At 50.8% G+C, this 26,511-nt stretch carries 26 protein-coding genes and 1 tRNA gene; 13 read left to right on the top strand and 14 right to left on the bottom strand.

Features of this window, described 5'->3' with window-relative positions:
• Window positions 1-22: 22 nt before the first annotated feature.
• Window positions 23-478 carry a curli minor subunit CsgB gene (gene csgB, locus ATB02_RS02440; RefSeq protein ID WP_001360656.1) on the bottom strand — a complete coding sequence of 152 codons (456 nt, stop codon included), beginning with the start codon at window positions 476-478 and terminating at the stop codon, window positions 23-25.
• A gap of 754 nt (window positions 479-1,232) precedes the next feature.
• Here csgB and csgD point away from each other — a divergent pair.
• The 4 genes from csgD to csgG are packed head-to-tail and all read left to right on the top strand — an operon-like array spanning window position 1,233 to window position 3,578.
• On the top strand, window positions 1,233-1,883 hold the full coding sequence (gene csgD, locus ATB02_RS02425; RefSeq protein ID WP_000481500.1) for a biofilm master transcriptional regulator CsgD: 651 nt from the start codon (window positions 1,233-1,235) through the stop codon (window positions 1,881-1,883).
• Between the two features lie 4 nt (window positions 1,884-1,887).
• Window positions 1,888-2,277 carry a curli production assembly/transport protein CsgE gene (csgE, locus tag ATB02_RS02420; RefSeq protein WP_000833288.1) on the top strand — a complete coding sequence of 130 codons (390 nt, stop codon included), beginning with the start codon at window positions 1,888-1,890 and terminating at the stop codon, window positions 2,275-2,277.
• A 24-nt stretch (window positions 2,278-2,301) separates the two neighbouring features.
• Entirely contained in the window at window positions 2,302-2,718 is a 417-nt protein-coding gene (gene csgF / locus ATB02_RS02415; protein ID WP_001264088.1) for a curli production assembly/transport protein CsgF, read from the top strand.
• Window positions 2,719-2,744: 26 nt separating this feature from the next.
• Window positions 2,745-3,578: a curli production assembly/transport protein CsgG gene (gene csgG, locus ATB02_RS02410; protein ID WP_001189321.1), complete on the top strand. Its 834-nt coding sequence runs from the start codon at window positions 2,745-2,747 to the stop codon at window positions 3,576-3,578.
• Window positions 3,579-3,641: 63 nt separating this feature from the next.
• On the opposite strand, the gene ATB02_RS02405 is transcribed toward csgG, so the two are convergent.
• From ATB02_RS02405 to ghrA, 4 genes are all read right to left on the bottom strand, one after another.
• Entirely contained in the window at window positions 3,642-4,133 is a 492-nt protein-coding gene (locus ATB02_RS02405; RefSeq protein ID WP_001308552.1) for a DUF1097 domain-containing protein, read from the bottom strand.
• 101 nt (window positions 4,134-4,234) lie between these two features.
• The gene (gene ycdY / locus ATB02_RS02400) at window positions 4,235-4,789 is read right to left on the bottom strand and encodes a molecular chaperone YcdY (protein ID WP_001001911.1); all 555 of its coding nucleotides are present in this window, start codon (window positions 4,787-4,789) and stop codon (window positions 4,235-4,237) included.
• A gap of 23 nt (window positions 4,790-4,812) precedes the next feature.
• Window positions 4,813-5,550 (bottom strand): zinc-binding phosphatase, encoded by a 738-nt coding sequence (gene ycdX, locus ATB02_RS02395; RefSeq protein ID WP_071343120.1) that lies wholly within the window; start codon window positions 5,548-5,550, stop codon window positions 4,813-4,815.
• 54 nt (window positions 5,551-5,604) lie between these two features.
• Entirely contained in the window at window positions 5,605-6,543 is a 939-nt protein-coding gene (gene ghrA / locus ATB02_RS02390; RefSeq protein WP_105271030.1) for a glyoxylate/hydroxypyruvate reductase GhrA, read from the bottom strand.
• 233 nt (window positions 6,544-6,776) lie between these two features.
• On the opposite strand from ghrA, the gene ATB02_RS02385 reads away from it, so the two are divergent.
• A tRNA-Ser gene (locus ATB02_RS02385) sits at window positions 6,777-6,864 on the top strand.
• A 271-nt stretch (window positions 6,865-7,135) separates the two neighbouring features.
• Here the strand turns inward: ATB02_RS02385 and ATB02_RS02375 are convergent.
• The 7 genes from ATB02_RS02375 to ATB02_RS02340 all read right to left on the bottom strand — a co-directional run bounded on the left by ATB02_RS02375 (window position 7,136) and on the right by ATB02_RS02340 (window position 15,327).
• The gene (locus tag ATB02_RS02375; RefSeq protein WP_105271029.1) at window positions 7,136-7,822 is read right to left on the bottom strand and encodes a DUF2726 domain-containing protein; all 687 of its coding nucleotides are present in this window, start codon (window positions 7,820-7,822) and stop codon (window positions 7,136-7,138) included.
• Between the two features lie 589 nt (window positions 7,823-8,411).
• Complete coding sequence (phoH, locus tag ATB02_RS02370; protein WP_000533536.1) at window positions 8,412-9,200, bottom strand: phosphate starvation-inducible protein PhoH; 789 nt, start codon at window positions 9,198-9,200, stop codon at window positions 8,412-8,414.
• A 738-nt stretch (window positions 9,201-9,938) separates the two neighbouring features.
• Window positions 9,939-11,210, bottom strand: coding sequence for an iron uptake transporter deferrochelatase/peroxidase subunit (gene efeB, locus ATB02_RS02360; RefSeq protein WP_105271027.1), 1,272 nt, complete (start codon window positions 11,208-11,210; stop codon window positions 9,939-9,941).
• Between the two features lie 5 nt (window positions 11,211-11,215).
• The gene (efeO, locus tag ATB02_RS02355; protein WP_105271026.1) at window positions 11,216-12,343 is read right to left on the bottom strand and encodes an iron uptake system protein EfeO; all 1,128 of its coding nucleotides are present in this window, start codon (window positions 12,341-12,343) and stop codon (window positions 11,216-11,218) included.
• Window positions 12,344-12,400: 57 nt separating this feature from the next.
• Window positions 12,401-13,231, bottom strand: a complete 831-nt coding sequence (efeU, locus tag ATB02_RS02350; RefSeq protein ID WP_000497942.1) for an iron uptake transporter permease EfeU — start codon at window positions 13,229-13,231, stop codon at window positions 12,401-12,403.
• A 219-nt stretch (window positions 13,232-13,450) separates the two neighbouring features.
• Window positions 13,451-14,959, bottom strand: coding sequence for a sodium/proline symporter PutP (gene putP, locus ATB02_RS02345; protein ID WP_105268731.1), 1,509 nt, complete (start codon window positions 14,957-14,959; stop codon window positions 13,451-13,453).
• A 158-nt stretch (window positions 14,960-15,117) separates the two neighbouring features.
• Window positions 15,118-15,327 carry a hypothetical protein gene (locus tag ATB02_RS02340; protein ID WP_000979515.1) on the bottom strand — a complete coding sequence of 70 codons (210 nt, stop codon included), beginning with the start codon at window positions 15,325-15,327 and terminating at the stop codon, window positions 15,118-15,120.
• Window positions 15,328-15,381: 54 nt separating this feature from the next.
• On the opposite strand from ATB02_RS02340, the gene putA reads away from it, so the two are divergent.
• On the top strand, window positions 15,382-19,344 hold the full coding sequence (gene putA, locus ATB02_RS02335; RefSeq protein WP_105271025.1) for a trifunctional transcriptional regulator/proline dehydrogenase/L-glutamate gamma-semialdehyde dehydrogenase: 3,963 nt from the start codon (window positions 15,382-15,384) through the stop codon (window positions 19,342-19,344).
• A gap of 39 nt (window positions 19,345-19,383) precedes the next feature.
• On the opposite strand, the gene rutR is transcribed toward putA, so the two are convergent.
• On the bottom strand, window positions 19,384-20,022 hold the full coding sequence (rutR, locus tag ATB02_RS02330) for an HTH-type transcriptional regulator RutR (RefSeq protein WP_000191701.1): 639 nt from the start codon (window positions 20,020-20,022) through the stop codon (window positions 19,384-19,386).
• A 287-nt stretch (window positions 20,023-20,309) separates the two neighbouring features.
• On the opposite strand from rutR, the gene rutA reads away from it, so the two are divergent.
• Genes rutA through rutG form a run of 7 tightly spaced genes read left to right on the top strand, consistent with a single transcriptional unit; the run spans window position 20,310 to window position 25,753 of the window.
• The gene (rutA, locus tag ATB02_RS02325) at window positions 20,310-21,401 is read left to right on the top strand and encodes a pyrimidine utilization protein A (protein ID WP_001353302.1); all 1,092 of its coding nucleotides are present in this window, start codon (window positions 20,310-20,312) and stop codon (window positions 21,399-21,401) included.
• A complete protein-coding gene (gene rutB, locus ATB02_RS02320; RefSeq protein ID WP_032302833.1) occupies window positions 21,401-22,093 on the top strand; it encodes a peroxyureidoacrylate/ureidoacrylate amidohydrolase RutB in 693 nt (230 codons plus the stop codon). The genes rutA and rutB overlap by 1 nt, the downstream gene beginning before the upstream one ends.
• An 11-nt stretch (window positions 22,094-22,104) precedes the next feature.
• The gene (gene rutC / locus ATB02_RS02315) at window positions 22,105-22,491 is read left to right on the top strand and encodes a 3-aminoacrylate deaminase (protein ID WP_001126793.1); all 387 of its coding nucleotides are present in this window, start codon (window positions 22,105-22,107) and stop codon (window positions 22,489-22,491) included.
• A gap of 7 nt (window positions 22,492-22,498) precedes the next feature.
• On the top strand, window positions 22,499-23,299 hold the full coding sequence (gene rutD / locus ATB02_RS02310) for a pyrimidine utilization protein D (protein ID WP_105271048.1): 801 nt from the start codon (window positions 22,499-22,501) through the stop codon (window positions 23,297-23,299).
• 9 nt (window positions 23,300-23,308) lie between these two features.
• Entirely contained in the window at window positions 23,309-23,899 is a 591-nt protein-coding gene (locus ATB02_RS02305; protein ID WP_001001172.1) for a malonic semialdehyde reductase, read from the top strand.
• A gap of 10 nt (window positions 23,900-23,909) precedes the next feature.
• A complete protein-coding gene (gene rutF / locus ATB02_RS02300) occupies window positions 23,910-24,404 on the top strand; it encodes an NADH-dependent FMN reductase RutF (RefSeq protein WP_001028092.1) in 495 nt (164 codons plus the stop codon).
• Window positions 24,405-24,424: 20 nt separating this feature from the next.
• Entirely contained in the window at window positions 24,425-25,753 is a 1,329-nt protein-coding gene (gene rutG / locus ATB02_RS02295; RefSeq protein ID WP_032183901.1) for a pyrimidine utilization transport protein G, read from the top strand.
• 250 nt (window positions 25,754-26,003) lie between these two features.
• On the opposite strand, the gene ATB02_RS02290 is transcribed toward rutG, so the two are convergent.
• A complete protein-coding gene (locus tag ATB02_RS02290; RefSeq protein ID WP_001273658.1) occupies window positions 26,004-26,177 on the bottom strand; it encodes a general stress protein in 174 nt (57 codons plus the stop codon).
• Between the last annotated feature and the right edge of the window lie 334 nt (window positions 26,178-26,511).

The following is a 26,511-nucleotide window of genomic DNA, read 5'->3' as shown; positions in this document are numbered from 1 at the left end:
TGATTTAAAAGTCGAATGGAAATTAACGTTGTGTCACGCGAATAGCCATTTGCGACTGTCTCTGCACTACAATTGCCGTTTTTTGAGTACCATACTGTGTAATATTTGCTTTATTACCAGAACCTTTCTGGATAATCATCGCAGTATTACCATAAGCACCTTGCGAAATACTGGCATCGTTGGCATTGCCCGCCTGATCAATATATGCAAGGTTATAATCTCCTGTCTGGTCAATCTTTGCCCGGTTGCTACTACCTTCTTGCGCAACAACCGCCAAAAGTTTTGAGCCTCCCTGCCGTAACTGAGCACTATTATTAGTCCCAGCTTGACCAATTATGGCTGCCTGATTAAATGAAGACTTACTCAATTCATTTACCGCGAAGTTATATTCTGAATTAGCTAAATCATAACCTGCTGCGGCTGCAATCCCAGGCGCACCCAGTATTGTTAACATCATAAATAACAATTTGTTTTTCATGTTGTCACCCTGGACCTGGTCGTACATTTAAGAAATTAAATCATTTCAACTTGGTTGTTAACGCAACCTGTATTTTGTTAACGCTGCGTTACGATGGAAAGTATGTCTGCGGAAATATTTTTAATAACTCACCCGCGCGTTGTATTTTTCTTTTTTTGTTCATACCAAAGTATTAAAACCCACGTAAATACGCTGTTATCTACGCAAAAAAATATTTTGTTTTCTTTTAAATTTCGGTTTTCCGCAATCAAAAATCACCAGACAGTCATTCTTCTTGCCCGTCGCTGATTGCTGCGATATGTCTTGCGCACAAGCCGTGACAAACCTCGTCTTTTTGCAGTAAAAAATTGTCCACGGAGGTGTGGAGAAAAAACAAGAACGTTTTACATGACGAAAGGACTACACCGAAATATTTTTTATATGCATTATTAGCAAGTTAGCACCATTTGTATGATTTTTTAAAATTGTGCAAGAAAAACCAAATGTACAACTTTTCTATCATTTCTAAACTTAATAAAACCTTAAGATTAACATTTTAATATAACGAGTTACATTTAGTTACATGTTTAACACTTGATTTAAGATTTGTAATGGCTAGATTGAAATCAGATGTAATCCATTAGTTTTATATTTTACCCATTTAGGGCTGATTTATTACTACACACAGCAGTGCAACATCTGTCAGTACTTCTGGTGCTTCTATTTTAGAGGCAGCTGTCAGGTGTGCGATCAATAAAAAAAGCGGGGTTTCATCATGTTTAATGAAGTCCATAGTATCCATGGTCATACATTATTGTTGATCACTAAACCTTCTTTGCAGGCGACAGCTCTCTTGCAGCACCTTAAACAATCGCTGGCAATTACAGGAAAATTACATAATATTCAACGTTCTCTGGACGATATATCTTCAGGCTCTATTATTCTTCTGGATATGATGGAAGCGGATAAAAAGCTTATCCATTATTGGCAGGATACTTTGAGCAGGAAAAACAACAATATCAAAATATTGTTGCTAAATACACCTGAAGATTACCCGTACCGCGACATTGAAAACTGGCCTCATATCAACGGCGTTTTTTATGCCATGGAGGATCAAGAACGTGTTGTCAATGGGTTGCAAGGCGTCCTGCGCGGCGAATGCTACTTTACGCAAAAGCTTGCCAGTTACCTGATTACGCATTCAGGTAACTATCGTTATAACAGCACGGAATCAGCCCTCCTTACTCATCGGGAAAAAGAGATCCTGAATAAGCTGCGTATCGGCGCGTCTAATAACGAGATCGCTCGTTCGTTGTTCATCAGCGAAAATACGGTTAAAACGCATCTTTATAATCTTTTCAAGAAGATAGCCGTAAAAAACCGGACTCAAGCGGTTTCCTGGGCAAACGATAACCTCAGGCGATAAAGCCATGAAACGTTATTTACGCTGGATTGTGGCGGCAGAATTCCTGTTCGCCGCAGGGAATCTTCACGCCGTTGAGGTAGAAGTCCCGGGCTTGTTAACTGACCATACTGTTTCATCTATTGGCCATGATTTTTACCGAGCCTTTAGTGATAAATGGGAAAGTGACTATACGGGTAACTTAACGATTAATGAAAGGCCCAGTGCACGATGGGGAAGTTGGATCACAATAACGGTCAATCAGGACGTTATTTTCCAGACTTTTTTATTCCCGTTGAAAAGAGACTTCGAAAAAACAGTCGTCTTTGCACTGATTCAAACTGAAGAAGCACTAAATCGTCGCCAGATAAATCAGGCGTTATTGAGTACGGGCGATTTGGCGCATGATGAATTCTAAATAAAAAATTGTTCGGAGGCTGCAATGCGTGTCAAACATGCAGTAGTTCTACTCATGCTTATTTCGCCTTTAAGTTGGGCTGGAACCATGACTTTCCAGTTCCGTAATCCAAACTTTGGTGGTAACCCAAATAACGGTGCTTTTTTATTAAATAGCGCCCAGGCACAGAACTCGTATAAAGATCCGAGCTATAACGATGACTTTGGTATTGAAACGCCCTCAGCGTTAGATAACTTTACCCAGGCCATCCAGTCACAAATTTTAGGTGGGCTACTGTCGAATATTAATACCGGTAAACCGGGCCGCATGGTGACCAACGATTATATTGTCGATATCGCTAACCGCGATGGTCAATTGCAGTTGAATGTGACGGATCGCAAAACCGGACAAACCTCGACCATCCAGGTTTCGGGTTTACAAAATAACTCAACCGATTTTTAAGCCCCAGCTTCATAAGGAAAATAATCATGCAGCGCTTATTTCTTTTGGTTGCCGTCATGTTACTGAGCGGATGCTTAACCGCCCCGCCTAAAGAAGCCGCCAGACCGACATTAATGCCTCGTGCTCAGAGCTACAAAGATTTGACCCATCTGCCAGCGCCGACGGGTAAGATCTTTGTTTCGGTATACAACATTCAGGACGAAACCGGGCAATTTAAACCCTACCCGGCAAGTAACTTCTCCACTGCTGTTCCGCAAAGCGCCACGGCAATGCTGGTCACGGCATTGAAAGATTCTCGCTGGTTTATACCGCTGGAGCGCCAGGGCTTACAAAACCTGCTTAACGAGCGCAAGATTATTCGTGCAGCACAAGAAAACGGCACGGTTGCCATTAATAACCGAATCCCGCTGCAATCTTTAACGGCGGCAAATATCATGGTTGAAGGTTCGATTATCGGTTATGAAAGCAACGTTAAATCGGGCGGTGTTGGGGCAAGATATTTTGGGATCGGTGCAGACACGCAATACCAGCTCGATCAGATTGCCGTGAACCTGCGTGTCGTCAATGTGAGTACCGGTGAGATCCTCTCCTCGGTGAACACCAGTAAGACGATACTTTCCTATGAAGTTCAGGCGGGGGTCTTCCGCTTTATTGACTACCAGCGCTTGCTGGAAGGGGAAGTAGGTTACACCTCGAACGAACCCGTTATGCTGTGCCTGATGTCGGCTATCGAAACAGGCGTCATTTTCCTGATTAATGATGGTATCGACCGCGGTCTTTGGGATTTGCAGAACAAAGCAGAACGGCAGAATGACATTCTGGTGAAATACCGCCATATGTCGGTTCCACCGGAATCCTGATAGATAAAAATGCCGGAATTATCATCCGGCATTTTACTGTTCAAGCGAAAGCGTGAGTGCCCCTCACGCTTTATTTTTGATTTGCTGCTCACGGTGAGCGGTCTTCGTACTACGCGCCGCCAGCCACAGGCCGCTGTTTTTCATTGCGTAACCAAATATCAACCCGAGCGCCAGCGAAGGTAACACCAGTTTCCAGTCACCCTGCCCGGCAAACGTCGCGCATGCGCCTATAAACGTCCCCGGAACAAATGAAAGCAGCAGCTGTTTCGCCTGAATACACATCAGAAACGCGACAATACCGGTTATGACATAACCGAGAATTTCCAGATGTGGTGCCAGTGCACTACCGTAAATAATGACCATCGCCCACACCACGCCACTAAGCAGGGTTGCAGCGGAGATCGCCAGCCCTTTCAGCCCACCTTGCGGGCAGGCAAAGTAGGCCGTACAGCCCAGGAAGCCCGCCCAGCTTAGTAAGCCCAGGGAAACAGCCACCCATCCCCAGATACCGGAGAGAATGCCTGTTGTGATTGCAATAGAGAGAAGTATGTTCATGCCGCGCATGATAGCAGAAAACGCGGCCATGAATGAGATCGAGCACACATTTTATGCAACAACAAATTATCTGTTGCAGTTATGAGTGATGGAGATCACATTTACTCTTCAGAATCTTCTTCCAGCTCGTCCCACATTGCACTAATAGCATCGCGGGTTAGCGGTGCCATGGTGCGCCAGAAAGGCGTAGTTGCATGGGCCTCCACTTTGCCAAGGAACGCACCACACCAGGGTAACAGATACTCACTGAACAGTGTTTCCAGTGCTTCGCTCTCATCTTCCGTTGACTGATCTTCCAGCCAGGAAGCCGCGAGCAGCAATGTACCGATGTGATCGGCTGGCGTATCCGCTAATGGCATCCCTCGTTCGGAAAGAAAAGCGCGCACTTCCGCTTCCGTCGCGCCCTCAACCCATGCGCTACGATATGGCGGCACAGCACATTCATCGCCGATAAACAACGCATTGTATTCGGCAGAGACTTGCGCCATATCACAGCTTTTCTGTAAACGTGTCAGTAACTCATCCTGCTCCAGTGGCCAGTTCGCAGCCAGTTTCCCCTCACGAATCAGGGTAAACAGCGGCACCAGTAAAGGATCTTGCGGTTGGCGGTAATAGAGCGAACCCAGCACACGACAGAGGATAGAAAACTCGTTCATTAATATATTTCCATTACTAGTAATTAAAGGTCTGCAAATTCCGCAATCGGTGCCATACCGCGAGATTCAAGGAAGTTCAGTAAGCGGCGCGGAGAAACATTCAAAATGCGCTCTGGCGGAAAATCTACCGCGTCGAGGATTTTAAGACACTCTTCAAATTCACCCATGGTAAACGCGGTGTGAGAATCCGAGCCTAATGCCACCCAACCTCCAGCGTCACGTACCGCTGCGGCTACCGCACGACAGTTGTCTTCACTGCCCTTACGTGAGTGTAAAAATGAGGAATTATTGATTTCCAGCGCTACCTGATGTTTCGCTGCAGCTTCAGAAACAGCTTTAAAATCAATTGGATATCGTGGATTTCCGGGATGACTTATTATATGCACATTGCCGCTGGCGATAGTGGCGATCATCGCTTGTGTATTGGTCGCTTTGTCATGCGGCGCAAAAACCGGCTCATGAAAACCGGCAATAATCAGATCCAGCGAATCAAACATTTTGCCGCTGCAGTCAATTTCACCATCAACATTTTTAATGTTAGCTTCGATGCCGCGCAGGATCCCTACCCCATCAACCACTCGCGGCCAGATACGCATGTTAATGAAGTGCCAGTGATGCGGCGCATCTTCCATGTCCGGGCCATGATCGGTGATCGCAAAAAGTTTAATGCCCTTTTGTTTGGCCTGGGCAATGTAATCACTCAATGTGCTATATGCATGCGTGCTGGCAACGGTATGCATATGAAGGTCGACGGGATACATAACTCTCTCCTGTATTCAATTCCCGCCAAGGATAGCAGGAAACCTGATGCTTTATTAGTAGCCGCGTGCGAGGTCGACTTGCCCGCAGACCCTCTCCCCTTTTTCGAGCTGGGCAATGGTGCGCGAAATGTAATCCACAGCTTCAGCGGGACGGGTAATCGCGGCGACATGTGGTGTTATCGCCACGCGTGGATGCTGCCAGAGCGGACTTTCCGGCGGTAAGGGTTCGCGATTAAAAACATCCAGCATTGCACCTTTAACTTTGCCGCTATCCAGCGCCGCGAGCAGGTCATCTTCCACGACATGAACACCACGCGCCAGGTTGAGGAGATACGCGCCATCCGGTAATTTTTCGAGTAATTGTTGATTAATAATGCCGACGGTTTCAGGTGTATTCGGTAACAAATTAATCAATACTCGGCATTGGCTCAGAAATGCAGAAAGTTCTTCCCGTCCGGCAAAACTTTGCACGCCCGGCCACGATTTACGGGTTCGACTCCAGCAACGCAGCGGAAAGCGCCAGGTTTGCAGACTCTGGGCAACTTTACCGCCCAGTACGCCTGCGCCCAAAATGCCGATGGTAAAATCTTCCCGATGATATTCAGGCAGCGGTTGCCAATGTGAATTATTTTGCTGGGTGCGATAATCGTCAAAACGTCGAAACCAATGCAGCACCTGACTAACGGCATATTCCTGCATTTGCTCGCCCATACCGGTATCTTCCAGGCGAAAAAGTGGAACAGAAGGTTTCAGCATATCAGGGTGAGCCTGTAACTTGCTCAAAATAGAATCAACACCCGCCCCGAGTGCAAACACCGCTTTAAGATCGCGCCCAGCCAGCATTTCAACAGGAGGATGCCAGACTAAAGCATAATCGGCTGATTCATTGTCTCCGCTTTTCCATGCTCTGACTCTTGCCTGAGGAATAGCTTTGCGCAGTGCCTCAACCCACCATTGGGTATCGAACGTTGGGTGATAAAAGATGATGTCCATACTGACTCCCGAAAAGCGTTGCGCGAAATTTATTCGCACTTATCGTTATGATCTACAAAGGCCACCAGCATAACAAATCCGTGGTCGGTGGCAAAAAAAGCAGATTTCGCTTATTAAAACTGCATATTGATTGAAGTTTGAATAAACGCGCGATTTTTTAAAAAAGTTTGTTGACCTCAGGTCATGATTTCCCTAAATTAGCGCCCGTTCCAGCAAGACAGGAACGACAATTTGGTGAGGTGTCCGAGTGGCTGAAGGAGCACGCCTGGAAAGTGTGTATACGGCAACGTATCGGGGGTTCGAATCCCCCCCTCACCGCCATCTTTAAAGAAGAGCTCGTACGAAAGTACGGGCTTTTTTTTCGTATATTGCACACACCGGGGGGATGAGAAGCCCCGACAGGGGTTCGACAACTGGCGACAGCCAGTTGGACAGACCGTGAACGCAGTGAGCGGGCTGCCCGCAGGGCGAGCGAAGCGAGTCAATCCCCCCCTCACCGCCATCTTTAAAGAAGAGCTCGTACGAAGGTACGGGCTTTTTTTTCGTATATTGCACACACCGGGGGATGAAAAGCCCTGACCGGGGTACTTAGTTAATGCAACGGTTCACCCTTTGTCGCCGCGGCTAATGGGCGAATTTTGTCACGGGTATCCCAGACCGGAGGGATTTCATCCAATTTAGTGACAGAAGCTCGTACAAAAGGCACCCGTGCAATAGTCATAATCGTATTCAACCAACGGTTACGAATAATGCGATCTGCCCTTTCATGACTCGGATCATCCAGCTCAATAACACAGACTATTTTATTGTTCTTCTTTGAAACCAGAACATAATCCATTGCCATTCCATTATAAATTGCAAAGAAACGCTTTCTTTCTTCTTCGCTAAACTCGGGTTGTTCTGGAAAGTTGATCAAGCGCCCCAGAGAGACCTGGCAATGGATATGACAATAATGTCCAAACCATTTCTCCAGATTATCAAAATAGATTTTTTCACAACGCGTAATTAACCACTCTTTTCCTTCCAATAAAATACCTTCGGCAACCATTCCATGAAATAACTCATCTCGTTCTTGCCAACGAGAGTCACGATAGGTTTTCTGCGGTGTATAGCTCCTTGTCGACGCCTTAACAGCAGGGGAAGTTGCAGAGGAAGGGACTGGTTGCGATTTAGTGATGATTACCGATGAGGCAACTTTTCGGAGTGTCAATTTTCTGGCAACAGCAAAACCGGCGACAAATGCAATTGTCAAACAAGTTACAAAAACCATAAAGCTCATAATTAATCTTCACCTATCCATGTTGATTATATTTCATTACTAACGCTACTCGCTGTAGCGAGTTACATGCCAACAATTCAACGATCTATATATAGTTAGTATCATGTTTTGATTATTACAACCATACCTATTTTGCCATTGCGGCTTGCCGTCCACAAAAAATAACAACACACAATATTAGCCAAAAATTTAATTAAGATTAACCTTATATTTTTAATATTATCCCTAAAAAATAAAATCAGGAGAATATATTTGGTGTTAATCAGTCAGTCAAATTTTGGCCCATTGTTGATTAAACCTCATACGCAAAATTGGCACCAGACCTCCTGTACAGGTTGAATGGCTGAAAAAAGATAGGCAGATGCTCGCTTTTTGGGCTTCTGGAAGAAAAACTCTCCGCGCTGGCGGCATTACACTGGTTTGGTGCTATGACGAAAAATGCCTGGTAAGAGTATCTAAACCAGAATTCATTTCAGCTTATCAACACGCTCAAAGTCGCCCCCCTGAACGTTAACCTGAAGTGAAAGTCTTTGCTGTTAATGAAATAAAACAAAGCCCGGTTTACCCGGGCTCTGCGCTTATAACACACTTAACTGTATGCATGTAGCGTACGTTGGCAAAGTGCTGAACGTACGCAATCCTCTTTACCGAATCGGACGATCCCGACCATTTCATCTTCTTCGAAACGTTCCAGCGCGTCACTTAATCCGGAGCGCACGCCGCGAGGTAAATCGCATTGCGTGATATCACCGTTGACAATAACCGTCACGTTCTCCCCGAGGCGGGTTAAAAACATTTTCATTTGCGCGGCAGTCACATTCTGCGCCTCGTCAAGAATGACGACTGCATTTTCAAAGGTACGTCCACGCATATAGGCGAACGGCGCAATTTCCACCTTCCCTATTTCCGGTCGCAGGCAGTACTGCATAAAGGAAGCCCCTAAGCGACGGACCAGCACGTCGTAGACCGGGCGAAAATAGGGAGCAAACTTTTCTGCGATATCACCAGGTAAGAAACCAAGATCTTCATCGGCTTGCAGAACTGGACGGGTGACGATAATCCTGTCGACATCCTTATGTATCAGGGCCTCTGCCGCTTTTGCGGCACTGATCCAGGTTTTTCCGCACCCGGCTTCGCCCGTAGCGAATATCAGCTGCTTACTCTCAATAGCCTTCAGATAGTGCAATTGCGCTTCATTTCGCGCGAGGATGGGCGAGGTATCGCGACTGTCGCGGGCCATACCAATGGCTTCTACGCCGCTCATCTGCACAAGCGAGGTGACCGATTCTTCTTCACGCTGCTTATGGCTGCGCGAATCCCGTCTCAGCACACGTTTTGCCTCGCGACGAGCTTTGATCACTGCTTTTTGTCTTCCCATGGAGAGCACCTTGAGTTGTTTGTATTCATCACACGCGCCGTTGGCAGCGCGATTATGCGCACGAACATCAGAGGGTTGGCTTCCTTGTAAGCCATAGTTTGCTGTTGGATAAAATGCCGAAAAACGGCTACGCACACCGTTTGCGGCGTCGGTAACACATGAAAAGTAAGGAAGAATTTGAAAATGCAAAGTGACGAGATGACTACCGGAGGAGAAATCTCCGCGAGTGGTGGAGCGTTGCTTAACAAAACATTGTCCAGAACAGGACGTTACCATCCGCGATCTCCATAGTGACTGACTATCACTGCCGGGAACTTCCGCTGCTACTTAATAATTACAACAGAACTCGCATTCATTGCAACAATATATTCACTTATATTTAACGACAAACACCCATTTCAGTGACATTAGTTTCTACTGGAAAGATGACAGAGTGATGACAGTGATGAAAAAAGCTGTGTGCTTTCAGCAGGATTCGCGTCAGGCATCAACGCACGAACGCCGGATGCGGCGTGACCGCCTTATTCAGCCTACCGAACCCGCACCGATTGTAGGCATGATAAGACGCGCAAGCGTCGCATCAGGCATCAACGCACGAACGCCGGATGCGGCGTGAACGCCTTATCCTGCCTACCGAACCCGCACCAATTGTAGGCATGATAAGACGTGTAAGCGTCGCATCAGGCATCAGCGCACGAACGCCTGGTGCGGCGTAAATGCCTTATCCGCCTCTAAAAATTAAACTCGCAATAATGCGCTTCCAAGATAATCGCTCGCGTCCTTCACACCCGGCAGCGCAAAGAAATAGCCGCCACCGATAGGTTTGACATATTCCTCCAGCGCCTCGCCATTCAACCTTTTTTGTACTGTCAGGAAGCCCTTTTCCAGATCGTGTTGGTAGCAGACAAACAGCAACCCCATATCCAGTTGCCCGGAGTTGGTAACACCCAACGAATAACTGTAGCCACGACGCAGCATCAGACTAGACTCGCTCTCCGTCGTGCGGGGATTCGCCAGCCGGATATGGCTGTCCAGCGCAATCACCTTCCCTTCCGGATCGCTAGCGTAATCCGGAACATCATGCTCATGCTGCATTCCCAGCGGCGCACCGGTTTGTTTGTCGCGACCAAAAATTGTCTGCTGTTCTTTCAGCGGCGTTCTGTCCCAAAATTCCACTCGAAACTGAATCAAACGCACCGCCTGGTAGCTGCCGCCGATAGCCCACGCAGGCTCCTGCTGATCTGCCGTCACCCACACTACTTTTTGCATCAATTTCGCATTTTGGCTGTCAGGATTAGCAGTGCCGTCTTTGAAACCCAGCAAATTTATCGGCGTCTCTTTGCCTTTACTACGCGCTGCGTGGTCGGAAATAAACCCTTCCCGCTTCCAGCGCACACTGAGCAAATCCGGCGTGTGTTTGATGATATCGCGCAGTGCATGGATCACCGTGTCCTGGGTATTGGCGCAAATCTGTAGCAACACATCACCATGACATAACGCCGCATCAAGCGAGTCGTTAGGGAAACGTGTCATCTTCTGCAACTTTTTCGGCATCTGCTGCGCAAGGCCAAAACGCTCATCAAACAATGAGTGGCCCACCGATAACGTGATGGTGAGATTATCGGGCGCAATGTAGCCGCCAAGAATGCCGGAATCGCGTGGCGGCAGGCGTGGATTTGACGTTTCTGGTGCCGCTCCGCCCTGAGTCAGAAAAGCAAAACGCTGAGTCAACAAGCGAAACAACCGTTCAAGATCGGCTTTATCGCTGGCAAGCACATCAAACGCCACCAGCATCATTGCGGCCTGTTGTGGCGTCAGGATCCCTGCCTGATGCTCACCATAAAACGGCTGTTTCTCATTGCGTGCATCCGGTGAAAGCGTGCCCGGTGCACTTAGTGGTTTTTGCGCATGCGCTACCGGACAACTTCCCGCCAGCGCCAGCGCACCAATCCCTTTCAGTAAACGTCGGCGTGACGGTTCATTCACGCCGTTTTCATCTTCATACTGCATAACGCTTAATCCAGCCCCAGCACACCGCGAAGTTGCGCCAGATCTTCCGCCAGCGCAGTAATCGGCCCTTTCAGCGCATTACGGTCAGCATCGGTCAATTTGTCGTAGGTTTCAAAACCGTCTTTAGTACGGTATTTCGCCAGAATGGTATCGACCTTTTTGAAGTTGGCATCGACTTTTGCCAGCAGTTCCGGGTTGGCTTTTTGTAGTTGTGGACGCAGCAGATCGACAATTTTCTGCGAGCCTTCAACGTTAGCCTGGAAGTCCCACAGATCGGTGTGGCTGTAGCGATCTTCTTCACCGCTGATTTTGCTGGCTGCTACTTCCTCAATCAGTCCGGCTGCGCCGCCGACCACTTTTGAAGGTGGGAAAGCCAGTTCACTGATGCGTTTTTGCAAATCGACCACATCGGTATAAAGCTGGTCAGCGTACTGATCCATTCCTTTGGTAGTGTTGTCGCCAAACAAGGCTTTTTCCAGACGATGGAATCCGGTGAATTTCGGATCGGCGGCTTTTTGCTCGTAATCATCTTCACGGGCGTCAATGCTACCATCCAGATCAGAGAACAGCTCAGCAATCGGTTCAATGCGCTCATAGTGCTGGCGCGTCGGCGCATACAGTGCTTTCGCTTTTTCGATATCGCCTGCTTTGATGGCGTCGGTAAAGGCTTTGGTGTCGGTCACCAGCTGTGTGGTTTCCGCCATGACATACGCTTTATATGCAGTAATTGCACCACCAAGACTTAACAGCGCATCGCTCTGCGCCGCATCCGCCGTTGCTTCACCTTTGACGATCAACTTCCCTTTCGGGTTAGTCAGCAGACCGCAGGTCATATCGTATTCGCCAGGCTGTAAATTCGCCGTCATTTTCTGGCTAAAACCAGGGGCGATATTTTCCCGCTCTTCCACCACCATCACGCCTTTGAGGATCTCCCACTCCAGCGCCTTCTGGCTGTGGTTCTGAATAATGAACTGTGTTTTCCCGGCGTTAACCGTAATGGTCATCGGTTCGCACTGTTTATCTGTCACAGTGACTTTGACCTGCGGAATATCAGCAGCGTTAGCCATAAAAGCAGAGGAGAACAGCGCAGCCACGCTTAATTGCAGTGCACTATGGCGGAAGTTAATGGTCATGACGAGACTATCCCTTTAAAGTATGTTGTAACTAAGCAAGAGTTTGCGTCATTTTCGTTACGCGGAGCGAGACGCTGTCGCCCCTGCGCGCGGCGGCAGAGCAAATGCCACCAGCGCCGGGATGAGATAAATAAACCAGACGGCGACTTCGCTGACGCTCGGCGCTTCCTGATAACCAAAGATACCTTCCATCAGCGTACCGAACAGCGAGTGAGTTGAGAGCACCGCGCTCATATCGAAGGCGATTTCCTGAAAGTGGTTCCACAGCCCGGCTTCATGAAACGCGCGAATAGCACCTGCCGCCAGCCCTGCGGCGACGAAGAGAATAAACAGGCTGGTCCATTTAAAAAACGCGCCAAGATTGAGGCGAATACCGCCCCAGTAGAGCAGGAAGCCGAGCACCACGGCTGTAGCAAGACCGAGCATTGCACCCAGCGGAGGCCAGATACCGACATCTTGTTGAAACGCCGCCAGCAGGAAAAAGACCGACTCCAGCCCTTCCCTTGCAACGGCAAAAAAGACCATCATCACCAGCGCCCAGCCATGATGATTCCCACGCTGCAATGCGCTATCGACTGCCTGTTCCAGTTGCACTTTGACGTTGCGCGACACTTTACGCATCCAGAAAACCATCCAGGTGAGGATCACCACGGCAATCACCGCCACGATACCTTCGAACAATTCCTGCTCTTTTTGCGGAAATTCGCCGGTGGTTTCATTAATGAAGATACCCAGCCCCAGGCACAACGCAGCGGCTAGCAACACGCCAATCCACATGACACCAATCCATCGACCTCGCTGGGTACGCTTAAGATAGCTGGCAATCAGGCTGACAATCAGCGCGGCTTCAAGTCCTTCGCGCAACATAATGAGAAACGGAACAAACATGCCACCCACCCTTAAACGTTTTTCTGAGTCAATCTATGCAAAGAAAAGTAAATCGCAGTGATAGCGATTATCATTACGGTGAAGAAAAACACAAGCGGAATGTAGTGATAATGATGAGGAAATGTAAATTTTTTTTGAGAGAAAATGCAGAGGGCAATCACTGATTGCCCTCTGCCTGCTTCTGATTATGACGTGGGATTTTCGGTAAAACGCCTTCCCTTACCCTTCCTGCAACCGTGACGGCGGCGCTGAATGGTAGTGCGCGTCGGCGTCAGCAAAGCGTTTTTGCATCGCCGCTGACGGTGCTTTACCCAGTAAACTAAACACCACAATCCCAATGCTACCGAAGATAAAGCCCGGAATAATTTCGTACAGACCCAGCCAGCCGAACTGTTTCCAGACAATAACCGTCAGCGCGCCAATGATCATCCCCGCCAGTGCACCGTTACGCGTCATGCGTGACCACATCACTGAGAACAGCACCACCGGACCAAACGCCGCACCGAAGCCTGCCCACGCGTAGCTTACTAAGCCCAGCACACGGTTTTCCGGATTCGCCGCCAGCGCAATTGCCACCAGCGCCACCACCAACACCATCACACGCCCTACCCACACCAGTTCTTTCTGGCTGGCATGTTTACGCAGAAATGCTTTGTACAGATCTTCGGTAATCGCACTGGAGCACACCAGCAGCTGGCAACTTAACGTCGACATCACCGCCGCCAGAATCGCCGACAACAGAATCCCGGCAATCCACGGGTTAAACAATATTTGTGCCAGTTCGATAAACACGCGCTCAGAGTTCTGGTTTACCGCACCGGCAACCGCTGGATTATTGTTAAAGTATGCAATGCCGAAGAAACCGACCGCCACCGCGCCTGCCAGACAGAGGATCATCCAGGTCATGCTGATACGACGCGCATGGACAATGCTGTGGTGAGAATCCGCCGCCATAAAACGCGCCAGAATATGCGGCTGACCGAAGTAACCCAGCCCCCAGCCCATCAGCGAGATAATGGCGACAAAATTCAACCCTTTGAGCATATCCACGTTTTCAATGCTCTTTTGTTTGATCACTTCCAGCGAGTCGCCAAACCCACCGACGCTAATGATCACGATAACCGGCGTCAGGATCAGGGCAAAAATCATCAGGCTGGCCTGTACAGTGTCAGTCCAGCTCACCGCAAGGAAGCCGCCAATAAAGGTGTAAAGGATCGTCGCCGCAGCTCCCGCCCACAGAGCCGTTTCGTAGCTCATGCCGAAGGTGCTTTCAAACAGACGCGCGCCAGCCACAATGCCCGAAGCACAATAAATGGTGAAGAACAGCAAAATTACCAGCGCGGAGATAATGCGCAAAATACGGCTTTTATCTTCAAAACGCCCGGTAAAATAATCCGGCAATGTTAAGGCGTTATTATTGTATTCGGTATGCACACGCAAGCGCCCGGCCACCAGCTTCCAGTTAATCCACGCGCCTAATGTCAGGCCAATGGCGATCCAGCTTTCGGAGATCCCGGAAAGAAAGACTGCACCCGGTAATCCCATTAACAGCCAGCCGCTCATATCCGACGCACCTGCCGATAATGCCGTCACGAATGGCCCAAGGCTGCGACCGCCAAGAATATAGTCGTCGAAGTTTTTGGTTGATCGCCAGGCGATGAACCCAATCAATATCATGCCAAAAATATAGACACAGAATGTCACCAACATCGGTGTGCTAATAGCCATCTAAAGTCTCCAAAAAATTATTATCGGCAATGTCGAAACTTGCCGTTATATCTGCCACCGGAACGGGGTAACAGAGTTTATGTTTTCCCAGGGCGACCGTATCCTGCCGGAAGCGCTGGTTATTCACAATCGATTTAACACACCATTTACATTAAATTTTAGTGCTCAGCGATACTATTTTTCATCAGGTTGCACTCCCTCACATTTTTTGCGGTTGCACCTTTCAAAAATGTTAACTGCCGCAGAGAAAAAGTCTGAGTTATTTTTTTAATCCCTGTCATATCGATTTCTTTTATTAACATTTCATTCATTTTTAAGCTTGCTACGCAGGTCACATTTAACATGGTTGCACAAAGTTGCAACATCATGGATATTTCACGATAACGTTAAGTTGCACCTTTCAGAACAACAGGAGTAATGGCATGGGAACCACCACCATGGGGGTTAAGCTGGACGACGCGACGCGTGAACGCATTAAGTCTGCCGCGACACGTATCGATCGCACACCGCACTGGTTAATTAAGCAGGCGATTTTTTCTTATCTTGAACAACTGGAAAACAGCGATACTCTGCCGGAGCTACCTGCGCTGCTTTCTGGCGCGGCCAATGAGAGCGATGAAGTACCGAATCCGGCAGAGGAACCACACCAGCCATTCCTCGACTTTGCCGAGCAAATTTTGCCACAGTCGGTTTCCCGTGCGGCTATCACCGCCGCCTATCGCCGCCCGGAAACCGAAGCGGTTTCTATGCTGCTGGAACAAGCTCGCCTGCCGCAGCCGGTTGCTGAACAGGCGCATAAACTGGCGTATCAACTGGCCGATAAACTGCGTAATCAAAAAAATGCCAGTGGTCGCGCAGGCATGGTTCAGGGATTATTGCAGGAGTTTTCGCTGTCATCGCAGGAAGGCGTGGCGCTGATGTGTCTGGCGGAAGCGCTATTGCGTATTCCCGACAAAGCCACCCGTGATGCGTTAATACGCGACAAAATCAGCAACGGTAACTGGCAGTCACATATTGGTCGTAGCCCGTCGCTGTTTGTTAATGCTGCCACCTGGGGGCTGCTGTTTACCGGCAAACTGGTTTCCACCCATAACGAAGCCAGCCTCTCCCGCTCGCTGAACCGCATTATCGGTAAGAGCGGTGAACCGCTGATCCGCAAAGGTGTGGATATGGCGATGCGCCTGATGGGCGAGCAGTTCGTCACGGGTGAAACCATCGCGGAAGCATTAGCCAATGCCCGCAAGCTGGAAGAGAAAGGTTTCCGTTACTCTTACGATATGCTGGGCGAAGCTGCACTGACTGCCGCAGATGCACAAGCGTATATGGTTTCCTATCAGCAGGCGATTCACGCCATTGGTAAAGCGTCTAACGGTCGTGGTATCTATGAAGGTCCTGGCATTTCAATCAAGCTGTCGGCCCTTCATCCGCGTTATAGCCGCGCCCAGTATGACCGGGTAATGGAAGAGCTTTACCCGCGTCTGAAATCACTCACCTTGCTGGCGCGTCAGTACGATATTGGTATTAACATTGATGCCGAAGAGGCCGATCGTCTGGAGATCTCCCTCGATCTGTTGGAAAAGCTTTGTTTCGAGCCTGAACTGGCAGGCTGGAACGGCATCGGTTTTGTTATTCAGGCTTATCAAAAACGCTGCCCGCTGGTGATCGATTACCTGATTGATCTCGCCACCCGCAGCCGTCGTCGTCTGATGATTCGCCTGGTGAAAGGCGCGTACTGGGATAGTGAAATCAAACGTGCGCAAATGGACGGCCTTGAAGGTTATCCGGTTTATACCCGCAAGGTGTATACCGATGTTTCTTATCTCGCTTGTGCGAAAAAGCTGCTGGCGGTGCCAAATCTCATTTACCCGCAGTTTGCAACGCACAACGCCCACACGCTGGCGGCAATTTATCAACTGGCGGGTCAAAACTACTATCCGGGTCAGTACGAGTTCCAGTGCCTGCATGGTATGGGCGAGCCACTGTATGAGCAGGTCACCGGGAAAGTTGCCGACGGTAAACTTAACCGACCGTGTCGTATTTATGCTCCGGTCGGTACCCATGAAACACTGCTGGCATATCTGGTGCGTCGCCTGCTGGAAAACGGTGCTAACACCTCGTTTGTTAACCGTATTGCTGATACCTCTTTGCCACTGGATGAACTGGTTGCCGATCCAGTCACTGCAGTAGAAAAACTGGCGCAACAGGAAGGGCAAACTGGATTACCCCATCCGAAAATTCCCCTGCCGCGCGATCTTTACGGTCACGGGCGCGACAACTCGGCAGGGCTGGATCTCGCCAATGAACACCGACTAGCCTCGCTCTCCTCAGCCCTGCTCAACAGTGCACTGCAAAAATGGCAGGCCTTGCCAATGCTGGAACAACCGGTCGCGGCTGGTGAAATGTCACCCGTTATCAACCCGGCGGAACCGAAAGATATTGTGGGCTATGTGCGTGAAGCCACGCCACGTGAAGTAGAACAGGCGCTGGAAAGTGCAGTTAATAACGCGCCAATCTGGTTTGCCACGCCTCCGGCCGAACGCGCGGCGATTTTGCATCGCGCTGCCGTACTGATGGAAAGCCAGATGCAGCAACTGATTGGTATTCTGGTGCGTGAGGCCGGAAAAACCTTCAGTAACGCCATTGCCGAAGTGCGTGAAGCCGTCGATTTTCTCCACTACTACGCGGGACAGGTGCGGGATGATTTCGCTAACGAAACCCACCGTCCATTAGGGCCAGTGGTATGTATCAGCCCGTGGAACTTCCCGCTGGCGATTTTCACCGGGCAAATCGCTGCCGCACTGGCGGCAGGTAACAGCGTACTGGCAAAACCGGCAGAACAAACGCCGCTGATTGCCGCACAAGGGATTGCCATTTTGCTGGAAGCGGGTGTACCGCCAGGCGTGGTGCAGTTGTTGCCCGGTCAGGGTGAAACCGTAGGCGCGCAACTGACGGGTGATGATCGCGTGCGCGGGGTGATGTTTACCGGTTCGACCGAAGTCGCTACGTTACTGCAACGCAATATCGCCAGCCGCCTGGACGCTCAGGGCCGCCCAATTCCACTCATTGCGGAAACCGGCGGCATGAACGCGATGATTGTCGATTCCTCCGCCCTAACCGAACAGGTCGTCGTGGATGTACTGGCCTCGGCCTTCGACAGTGCAGGTCAGCGTTGTTCGGCGCTGCGCGTGCTGTGCCTGCAAGATGAGATTGCCGACCACACGTTGAAAATGCTGCGCGGCGCAATGGCCGAATGCCGGATGGGTAATCCGGGTCGCCTGACCACCGATATCGGTCCGGTGATTGATAGCGAAGCGAAAGCCAATATCGAGCGTCATATTCAGACCATGCGTAGCAAAGGCCGTCCGGTGTTCCAGGCGGTGCGGGAAAACAGCGAAGATGCCCGTGAATGGCAAAGCGGCACCTTTGTCGCCCCGACGCTGATCGAACTGGATGATTTTGCCGAATTGCAAAAAGAGGTCTTTGGTCCGGTGCTGCATGTGGTGCGTTACAACCGTAACCAGTTGCCGGAACTGATCGAACAGATTAACGCTTCCGGTTATGGTCTGACGCTCGGCGTCCATACGCGCATTGATGAAACCATTGCCCAGGTCACTGGCTCGGCCCATGTCGGTAATCTGTATGTTAACCGTAATATGGTGGGCGCAGTGGTTGGGGTGCAACCATTCGGCGGCGAAGGGTTGTCCGGCACCGGGCCGAAAGCAGGCGGCCCGCTCTATCTCTACCGTCTGCTGGCGAATCGCCCGGAAAGTGCGCTGGCGGTGACACTGGCGCGTCAGGATGCAGAGTATCCGGTCGATGCGCAGTTGAAAGCCGCATTGACTCAGCCGCTAAATGCACTGCGGGAATGGGCGGCAAACCGTCCAGAATTGCAGGCGTTATGTACGCAATATGGCGAGTTGGCGCAGGCAGGAACACAACGATTGTTGCCAGGGCCGACGGGTGAACGCAGCACCTGGACGCTGCTGCCGCGTGAGCGCGTGTTGTGTATTGCGGATGATGAACAGGATGCGCTGACTCAGCTCGCCGCCGTGCTGGCGGTGGGCAGCCAGGTACTGTGGCCGGATGACACGCTGCATCGTCAGTTAGTGAAGGCATTGCCATCGGCAGTCAGCGAACGTATTCAACTGGCGAAAGCGGAAAATATAACCGCTCAACCCTTTGATGCGGTGATCTTCCACGGTGATTCAGATCAGCTTCGCGCATTGTGTGAAGCGGTTGCCGCACGGGATGGTGCAATTGTTTCAGTGCAGGGTTTTGCCCGTGGCGAAAGCAATATCCTGCTGGAACGGTTGTATATCGAGCGTTCGCTGAGCGTGAATACCGCTGCCGCTGGCGGTAACGCCAGTTTAATGACGATCGGTTAAATAGGTAGCCGGAGGATGTTACAACCTCCTCCGGCATCTTTAACGTGGTCGAATCCCCTCAATAATAATCCGCTGCACGTTTTCAACCGTTTGATTGAAAAACACCTCATCGCGCAACGTTGCGCCTGTCACCGCCTCCACCTGAGGGGCGAAATCGGCGTAATGTTGAGTGGAAGCCCAAATCATAAAAATCAAATGCTGCGGGTCAATCGGCGCGAGTTTGCCGCTTTTAACCCAACCGGCAATCAGCGCCGATTTCTCATCAATTAATGCCTTCAAATCGCCCGTCAGTTCATCCATTAACAGCGGTGCGCCTGCCAGCATCTCCATACAGAACAGGCGCGAAGCCTGCGGATAATCGCGGGAGACTTCCAGCTTCAGACGGATGTACTCTTTGATCGCCGCCAGCGGGGCGAAATCTTCTCGAAACGCTTTTAACGGTGCCAGCCAGATATCGAGAATCTGCCGCAGTACGGCTATATACAGCGCCTCTTTTGACGGAAAGTAATACAGCAGATTGGTTTTTGAAACACCCGCCAACTCCGCGATCTGCTCCAGCCTTGTGCCGTGAAAACCGAATTGTGAAAAAGTGTCCAGTGCTGCGCTAAGAATCGCTTTTTTCTTCGCGCTTACTGCGCGCGAACGCTTACCCGTTGTTTTCACTGCGCCTTGCGTCATGCGCTCTCCCCTCTTGTAGATTGGCAACAGGATAGCAAAACCCCTGCCCGGCCTCGACCTTCTGCACTCTCATCGCGCACGGATGCATGTTTTATGTGCAACTGTTTTGACCGTTTAGTCCACTTTTTTCCAGACATTTTAGACAACTTAACATTAACACATTAATAACATTTACTTTTTAAAAACTGGCATCCGCTTTGCAAACAAACCATTACGCGGCTGAAAAGGATATGCAGGATGCAGCGCCCCGTCTGACTTTCACTTTACGAGACGAAGAGAGGTTGATGATGAAAATTGGCGTATTCGTACCTATCGGCAACAACGGTTGGCTCATTTCGACCCACGCGCCGCAGTACATGCCGACCTTTGAACTGAATAAAGCCATCGTGCAAAAAGCGGAGCACTACCATTTCGATTTCGCCCTGTCGATGATCAAACTGCGTGGTTTTGGCGGCAAAACTGAGTTCTGGGATCACAACCTGGAGTCGTTCACTTTGATGGCGGGGCTGGCAGCCGTGACCTCACGCATTCAGATTTACGCCACTGCCGCCACCTTAACGTTACCTCCGGCAATCGTCGCCCGTATGGCCGCAACCATTGACTCCATCTCTGGCGGGCGTTTTGGCGTAAACCTGGTGACTGGCTGGCAAAAACCCGAGTATGAGCAGATGGGTATCTGGCCTGGCGATGACTATTTTTCCCGTCGTTATGACTATCTCACCGAATATGTCCAGGTGCTGCGCGACCTGTGGGGAACGGGGAAAAGCGATTTTAAAGGCGATTTTTTCACCATGAACGATTGCCGCGTCAGTCCACAACCGAGCGTACCCATGAAAGTGATCTGTGCAGGGCAAAGCGACGCTGGCATGGCGTTCTCCGCCCAGTATGCCGATTTCAACTTCTGTTTCGGCAAAGGCGTAAATACACCCACGGCTTTCGCCCCGACCGCTGCGCGGATGAAACAGGCCGCAGCGCAAACCGGGCGCGACGTTGGCTCTTATGTGTTGTTTATGGTGATTGCCGACGAAACCGACGATGCCGCTCGTGCAAAATGGGAACACTACAAAGCGGGCGCGGATGAAGAGGCGTTAAGCTGGCTAACCGAACAAAGTCAGAAAGATACCCGCTCCGGTACTGACACCAACGTCCGTCAGATGGCCGATCCCACTTCGGCGGTAAACATCAATATGGGGACGTTAGTCGGTTCTTACGCCAGTGTCGCGCGCATGTTAGATGAAGTCGCAAGCGTGCCTGGTGCCGAAGGCGTGCTGTTGACCTTCGATGATTTTCTGTCGGGAATCGAAACCTTCGGCGAGCGTATTCAGCCGCTAATGCAGTGCCGCGCCCATCTCCCCGCGCTTACTCAGGAGGTCGCGTGATGAAAACCTTAACCGCTCGACCGGAAGCCATTACCTTCGATCCGCAGCAAAGTGCGCTGATCGTGGTGGATATGCAAAACGCTTATGCCACACCAGGCGGCTACTTAGATCTCGCCGGTTTTGATGTCTCAACCACTCGCCCGGTCATTGCCAACATTCAAACCGCCGTGACCGCAGCGCGAGCGGCAGGGATGTTGATCATCTGGTTTCAAAATGGCTGGGATGAACAGTATGTCGAGGCTGGCGGCCCCGGCTCACCTAATTTTCATAAATCGAACGCCCTGAAGACCATGCGTAAGCAGCCGCAGTTGCAGGGAAAATTACTGGCGAAAGGCTCATGGGACTATCAACTGGTGGATGAGCTGGTGCCGCAGCCTGGCGATATTGTGCTGCCGAAGCCGCGCTATAGCGGTTTCTTCAATACACCGCTGGACAGCATTTTGCGCAGCCGCGGAATTCGCCACCTGATTTTCACCGGTATCGCTACCAACGTCTGCGTCGAATCGACGCTGCGCGACGGCTTTTTTCTGGAGTATTTCGGCGTGGTGCTGGAAGACGCAACCCACCAGGCGGGGCCGGAGTTTGCGCAGAAAGCCGCGTTGTTCAATATCGAAACCTTTTTTGGCTGGGTGAGCGACGTCGAAACGTTCTGCGACGCGCTTTCTCCCACGTCCTTTGCCCGTATCGCTTAAGGAGTTTAATGATGCCGAAATCCGTAATTATTCCTGCTGGCAGCAGCGCACCGCTGGCCCCCTTCGTTCCCGGCACGATGGCTGATGGCGTGGTGTATGTCTCCGGCACGCTGGCTTTTGATCAACATAATAACGTGCTGTTTGCCGATGACCCAAAGGCGCAAACCCGCCACGTTCTGGAGACCATCCGCAAGGTTATCGAGACGGCGGGTGGCACGATGGCGGACGTGACCTTCAACAGCATCTTTATTACCGACTGGAAAAATTACGCCGCGATTAACGAAATCTACGCCGAGTTTTTCCCGGGTGACAAACCGGCGCGATTCTGCATTCAGTGCGGACTGGTAAAGCCTGACGCGCTGGTGGAAATCGCCACGATTGCGCATATCGCTAAGTGAGGTGGCGATGAAACTTTCACTCTCACCTCCCCCTTATGCTGATGCGCCCGTAGTGGTATTGATTTCGGGTCTTGGCGGCAGCGGCAATTACTGGTTGCCGCAACTGGCGGTGCTGGAGCAGGAGTATCAGGTAGTCTGTTACGACCAGCGCGGTACCGGAAATAATCCAGATACGCTGGCGGAAGACTACAGTTTGGCGCAGATGGCAAAGGAACTGCATCAGGCGCTGATGAGTGTGGGGATTGAGCGTTATGCCGTGATCGGCCATGCGCTCGGGGCGCTGGTGGGAATGCAGCTGGCGCTAGATTATCCCGCATCGGTCACTGCAATGGTCAGCGTTAACGGCTGGCTACGAATAAACGCCCATACCCGCCGCTGTTTTCAGGTTCGCGAACGATTACTGCATAGCGGCGGCGCGCAGGCATGGGTGGAAGCGCAACCGTTGTTCCTCTACCCCGCCGACTGGATGGCGGCCCGCGCCCCTCGCCTTGAAGCGGAGGACGCGCTGGCACTGGCGCATTTTCAGGGCAAAAACAATTTACTGCGTCGACTTAACGCCCTCAAACGTGCTGACTTTAGTCGCCATACGGATCGCATCCGCTGCCCGGTGCAAATCATCTGCGCCAGTGATGATCTGCTCGTGCCATCAGTATGTTCCAGTGAACTTCATGCCGCCCTGCCCGATAGCCAGAAAATGGTGATGCGCTATGGCGGACACGCCTGCAACGTGACCGATCCCGAAACGTTTAATGCTCTGTTACTCAACGGGCTTGCCAGCCTGTTACATCACCGTGAAGCCGCCCTGTAAGGAATTGCTATGAACGAAGCCGTTAGCCCTGGTGCGCTTAGCACCCTGTTTACCGACGCCCGAACTCACAACGGCTGGCGGGAGACACCCGTCAGCGATGAGACGTTACGGGAGATTTATGCCCTGATGAAATGGGGGCCAACGTCAGCCAACTGTTCTCCGGCGCGCATCGTATTTATCCGCACTGCAGAAGGAAAAGAACGTCTGCGCCCGGCGCTTTCCAGCGGCAATCTGCAAAAAACCCTGACCGCGCCCGTCACCGCGATCGTCGCCTGGGACAGTGAATTTTATGAACGGTTACCACAGCTGTTTCCTCACGGCGATGCCCGCAGTTGGTTTACCTCCAGCCCACAACTTGCCGAAGAAACAGCGTTTCGCAACAGTTCCATGCAGGCGGCCTATCTGATCGTCGCCTGCCGGGCGCTGGGGCTGGATACCGGCCCGATGTCCGGCTTTGACCGTCAACACGTGGACGACGCCTTTTTTACGGGCAGCACGCTGAAGAGCAATCTGCTGATTAATATCGGCTATGGCGATAGCAGCAAGCTTTATGCGCGTCTTCCGCGTCTGTCCTTTGAAGAAGCCTGCGGGCTGTTGTAAGGAGCAAACTATGAACATTGTCGATCAACAAACCTTTCGCGATGCGATGTCCTGTATGGGTGCGGCGGTCAATATCATCACCACGGACGGTCCAGCCGGGCGCGCCGGGTTCACCGCCAGCGCCGTCTGCAGCGTGACCGATACGCCGCCCACATTACTGGTGTGCCTGAATCGTGGGGCTTCCGTCTGGCCGGTATTCAATGAAAATCGAACGCTGTGTGTAAATACACTTAGCGCCGGGCAGGAGCCGCTTTCAAACCTTTTTGGCGGCAAAACGCCCATGGAACACCGCTTTGCCGCCGCCCGCTGGCAGACTGGTGTGACCGGATGCCCGCAACTGGAAGAAGCACTGGTTTCGTTTGACTGCCGTATCAGCCAGGTGGTGAGCATCGGCACCCACGACATCCTGTTTTGCGCCATCGAGGCGATTCATCGTCACGCTACTCCCTACGGACTGGTGTGGTTCGATCGCAGTTATCACGCGCTAATGCGCCCTGCTTGTTAACCTCCTTAAGGAGACAGCTGATGGCAATGTTCGGTTTTCCTCACTGGCAGTTAAAATCGACCTCTACAGAGAGCGGCGTGGTCGCGCCGGATGAACGATTGCCGTTTGCTCAGACGGCAATAATGGGCGTTCAACACGCGGTGGCGATGTTTGGCGCGACGGTGTTAATGCCGATTCTGATGGGGCTGGATCCCAACCTTTCCATTTTAATGTCGGGGATCGGCACGTTACTGTTTTTCTTTATTACCGGCGGGCGCGTCCCCAGTTATCTCGGTTCCAGCGCGGCTTTTGTCGGCGTGGTGATCGCCGCGACGGGCTTTAATGGTCAGGGAATTAATCCGAATATCAGCATCGCGCTGGGCGGGATTATCGCCTGTGGGCTGGTTTATACCGTCATTGGCCTGGTGGTGATGAAAATCGGTACGCGCTGGATTGAACGACTAATGCCGCCGGTTGTGACGGGTGCGGTGGTGATGGCGATTGGCCTGAACTTAGCGCCTATCGCAGTGAAAAGTGTATCGGCTTCGGCCTTTGATAGTTGGATGGCGGTAATGACGGTGCTGTGTATTGGGCTGGTGGCGGTGTTTACCCGTGGCATGATCCAGCGGTTATTGATTCTCGTAGGCTTAATTGTCGCTTGTCTGATTTATGGTGTGATGACCAACGTTTTAGGGCTGGGAAAAGCCGTCGATTTTACGCTCGTTAGCCATGCTGCCTGGTTCGGTCTGCCACATATCTCCACTCCTGGTTTTAATGGTCAGGCAATGATGCTGATTGCGCCCGTGGCGGTTATTCTGGTGGCGGAAAACTTAGGTCATCTCAAGGCGGTAGCCGGGATGACCGGGCGCAATATGGACCCGTATATGGGGCGGGCATTCGTAGGCGATGGGCTGGCAACGATGCTTTCCGGCTCTGTCGGCGGTAGCGGCGTAACCACCTATGCTGAAAATATCGGTGTGATGGCCGTGACCAAAGTCTACTCGACGCTGGTGTTTGTTGCTGCTGCCGTCATCGCCTTGCTGTTGGGCTTTTCGCCGAAATTTGGCGCGCTGATCCATACCATTCCTGCACCGGTGATTGGTGGTGCTTCAATTGTTGTGTTCGGGCTGATTGCCGTCGCAGGCGCACGGATCTGGGTACAAAACCGTGTGGATTTAAGCCAGAACGGTAATTTGATTATGGTCGCAGTAACCTTAGTGCTGGGTGCGGGTGATTTTGCTCTCACACTGGGCGGTTTTACGTTGGGAGGGATCGGTACAGCAACCTTTGGCGCGATTTTACTCAATGCGTTGTTGAGCAGAAGGTTGGTTGACGTTCCTCCGCCAGAAGTTGTTCATCAGGAACCATAAACAGAAAACCGCCGGGATTACCGGCGGTGCAGATTGTTGACAACGTGCGCATTGTTCATGCCGGATGCGGCGTGAACGCCTTATCCGGCCTACAAAACAGTGCAAATTCAATATATTGCAATCTTCTGGTAGGCCTGATAAGCATCAGGCAAGCTTACATTTGTCATCAGTATCAACCGCCGGGGTAACCGGCGGTGATGGCTTTTTGACGAGCGACAGACAAAAATGTATGCGTCATTGATTAGCCCGGCTAGTTGTCGCTTTTACCGTGACTGCTCTTGCCACCTTTTTTACCTGCTTCAGATGCGCGCTGCGGGTCATTTTTGAAATTACCCCCGCTGTGCTGTCCACCTTTTTTACCTGCTTCTGATGCTCTTTCGCGGTCTTCTGCAAAATTGCCGGAACCGCCTCGATGGTTTGCCATTACTGACCTCCGTCTGGGTATAGACATCATATTGCATAGAATTAACGCGGCGTATGGCGGCTGCCATATTTTCGCTACGTGGGACTAAGCTTAGTGAACTGACGCGGGCAGACCCGCGTTTGGTAATATCCTGCAACAGCTTCTTAGCGAGAATAGATATCATCTCCAATAATTATCCATAAGCCGCTCTTATGATTAAAAAAACGCGATGAGATAAAAATGTGTCATTTTGCGACAAAATTGCGTGCTTGTGAAAGTTGTTATAAATCAAATAAGTGGTTGTGAAATTTGCACTCTGAAAAGGACGTCTTATCTTTAAATAAGTGGTAGCGAA

Origin of the sequence: Escherichia sp. MOD1-EC5189 (assembly GCF_002966045.1) — a bacterium.
In the GTDB taxonomy this organism is placed as follows: domain Bacteria; phylum Pseudomonadota; class Gammaproteobacteria; order Enterobacterales; family Enterobacteriaceae; genus Escherichia; species Escherichia coli_F.
Note: the sequence above shows the minus strand (reverse complement) of the source record. Positions and strands in the feature narration are given on the sequence as shown.

Coding starts and splice junctions, on each gene's coding strand:
- ATB02_RS02290 (WP_001273658.1), bottom strand. CDS start 26,177: ATGGCAAACCATCGAGGCGGTTCCGGCAATTTTGCAGAAGACCGCGAA.
- csgE (WP_000833288.1), top strand. CDS start 1,888: ATGAAACGTTATTTACGCTGGATTGTGGCGGCAGAATTCCTGTTCGCC.
- csgB (WP_001360656.1), bottom strand. CDS start 478: ATGAAAAACAAATTGTTATTTATGATGTTAACAATACTGGGTGCGCCT.
- csgD (WP_000481500.1), top strand. CDS start 1,233: ATGTTTAATGAAGTCCATAGTATCCATGGTCATACATTATTGTTGATC.
- ATB02_RS02340 (WP_000979515.1), bottom strand. CDS start 15,327: ATGATGTTGCAACTTTGTGCAACCATGTTAAATGTGACCTGCGTAGCA.
- rutA (WP_001353302.1), top strand. CDS start 20,310: ATGAAAATTGGCGTATTCGTACCTATCGGCAACAACGGTTGGCTCATT.
- efeO (WP_105271026.1), bottom strand. CDS start 12,343: ATGACCATTAACTTCCGCCATAGTGCACTGCAATTAAGCGTGGCTGCG.
- putA (WP_105271025.1), top strand. CDS start 15,382: ATGGGAACCACCACCATGGGGGTTAAGCTGGACGACGCGACGCGTGAA.
- ATB02_RS02405 (WP_001308552.1), bottom strand. CDS start 4,133: ATGAACATACTTCTCTCTATTGCAATCACAACAGGCATTCTCTCCGGT.
- efeB (WP_105271027.1), bottom strand. CDS start 11,210: ATGCAGTATGAAGATGAAAACGGCGTGAATGAACCGTCACGCCGACGT.
- rutC (WP_001126793.1), top strand. CDS start 22,105: ATGCCGAAATCCGTAATTATTCCTGCTGGCAGCAGCGCACCGCTGGCC.
- csgF (WP_001264088.1), top strand. CDS start 2,302: ATGCGTGTCAAACATGCAGTAGTTCTACTCATGCTTATTTCGCCTTTA.
- ycdX (WP_071343120.1), bottom strand. CDS start 5,550: ATGTATCCCGTCGACCTTCATATGCATACCGTTGCCAGCACGCATGCA.
- rutB (WP_032302833.1), top strand. CDS start 21,401: ATGAAAACCTTAACCGCTCGACCGGAAGCCATTACCTTCGATCCGCAG.
- ycdY (WP_001001911.1), bottom strand. CDS start 4,789: ATGAACGAGTTTTCTATCCTCTGTCGTGTGCTGGGTTCGCTCTATTAC.
- phoH (WP_000533536.1), bottom strand. CDS start 9,200: ATGGGAAGACAAAAAGCAGTGATCAAAGCTCGTCGCGAGGCAAAACGT.
- efeU (WP_000497942.1), bottom strand. CDS start 13,231: ATGTTTGTTCCGTTTCTCATTATGTTGCGCGAAGGACTTGAAGCCGCG.
- putP (WP_105268731.1), bottom strand. CDS start 14,959: ATGGCTATTAGCACACCGATGTTGGTGACATTCTGTGTCTATATTTTT.
- rutG (WP_032183901.1), top strand. CDS start 24,425: ATGGCAATGTTCGGTTTTCCTCACTGGCAGTTAAAATCGACCTCTACA.
- ATB02_RS02375 (WP_105271029.1), bottom strand. CDS start 7,822: ATGAGCTTTATGGTTTTTGTAACTTGTTTGACAATTGCATTTGTCGCC.
- ghrA (WP_105271030.1), bottom strand. CDS start 6,543: ATGGACATCATCTTTTATCACCCAACGTTCGATACCCAATGGTGGGTT.
- csgG (WP_001189321.1), top strand. CDS start 2,745: ATGCAGCGCTTATTTCTTTTGGTTGCCGTCATGTTACTGAGCGGATGC.
- rutF (WP_001028092.1), top strand. CDS start 23,910: ATGAACATTGTCGATCAACAAACCTTTCGCGATGCGATGTCCTGTATG.
- rutR (WP_000191701.1), bottom strand. CDS start 20,022: ATGACGCAAGGCGCAGTGAAAACAACGGGTAAGCGTTCGCGCGCAGTA.
- ATB02_RS02305 (WP_001001172.1), top strand. CDS start 23,309: ATGAACGAAGCCGTTAGCCCTGGTGCGCTTAGCACCCTGTTTACCGAC.
- rutD (WP_105271048.1), top strand. CDS start 22,499: ATGAAACTTTCACTCTCACCTCCCCCTTATGCTGATGCGCCCGTAGTG.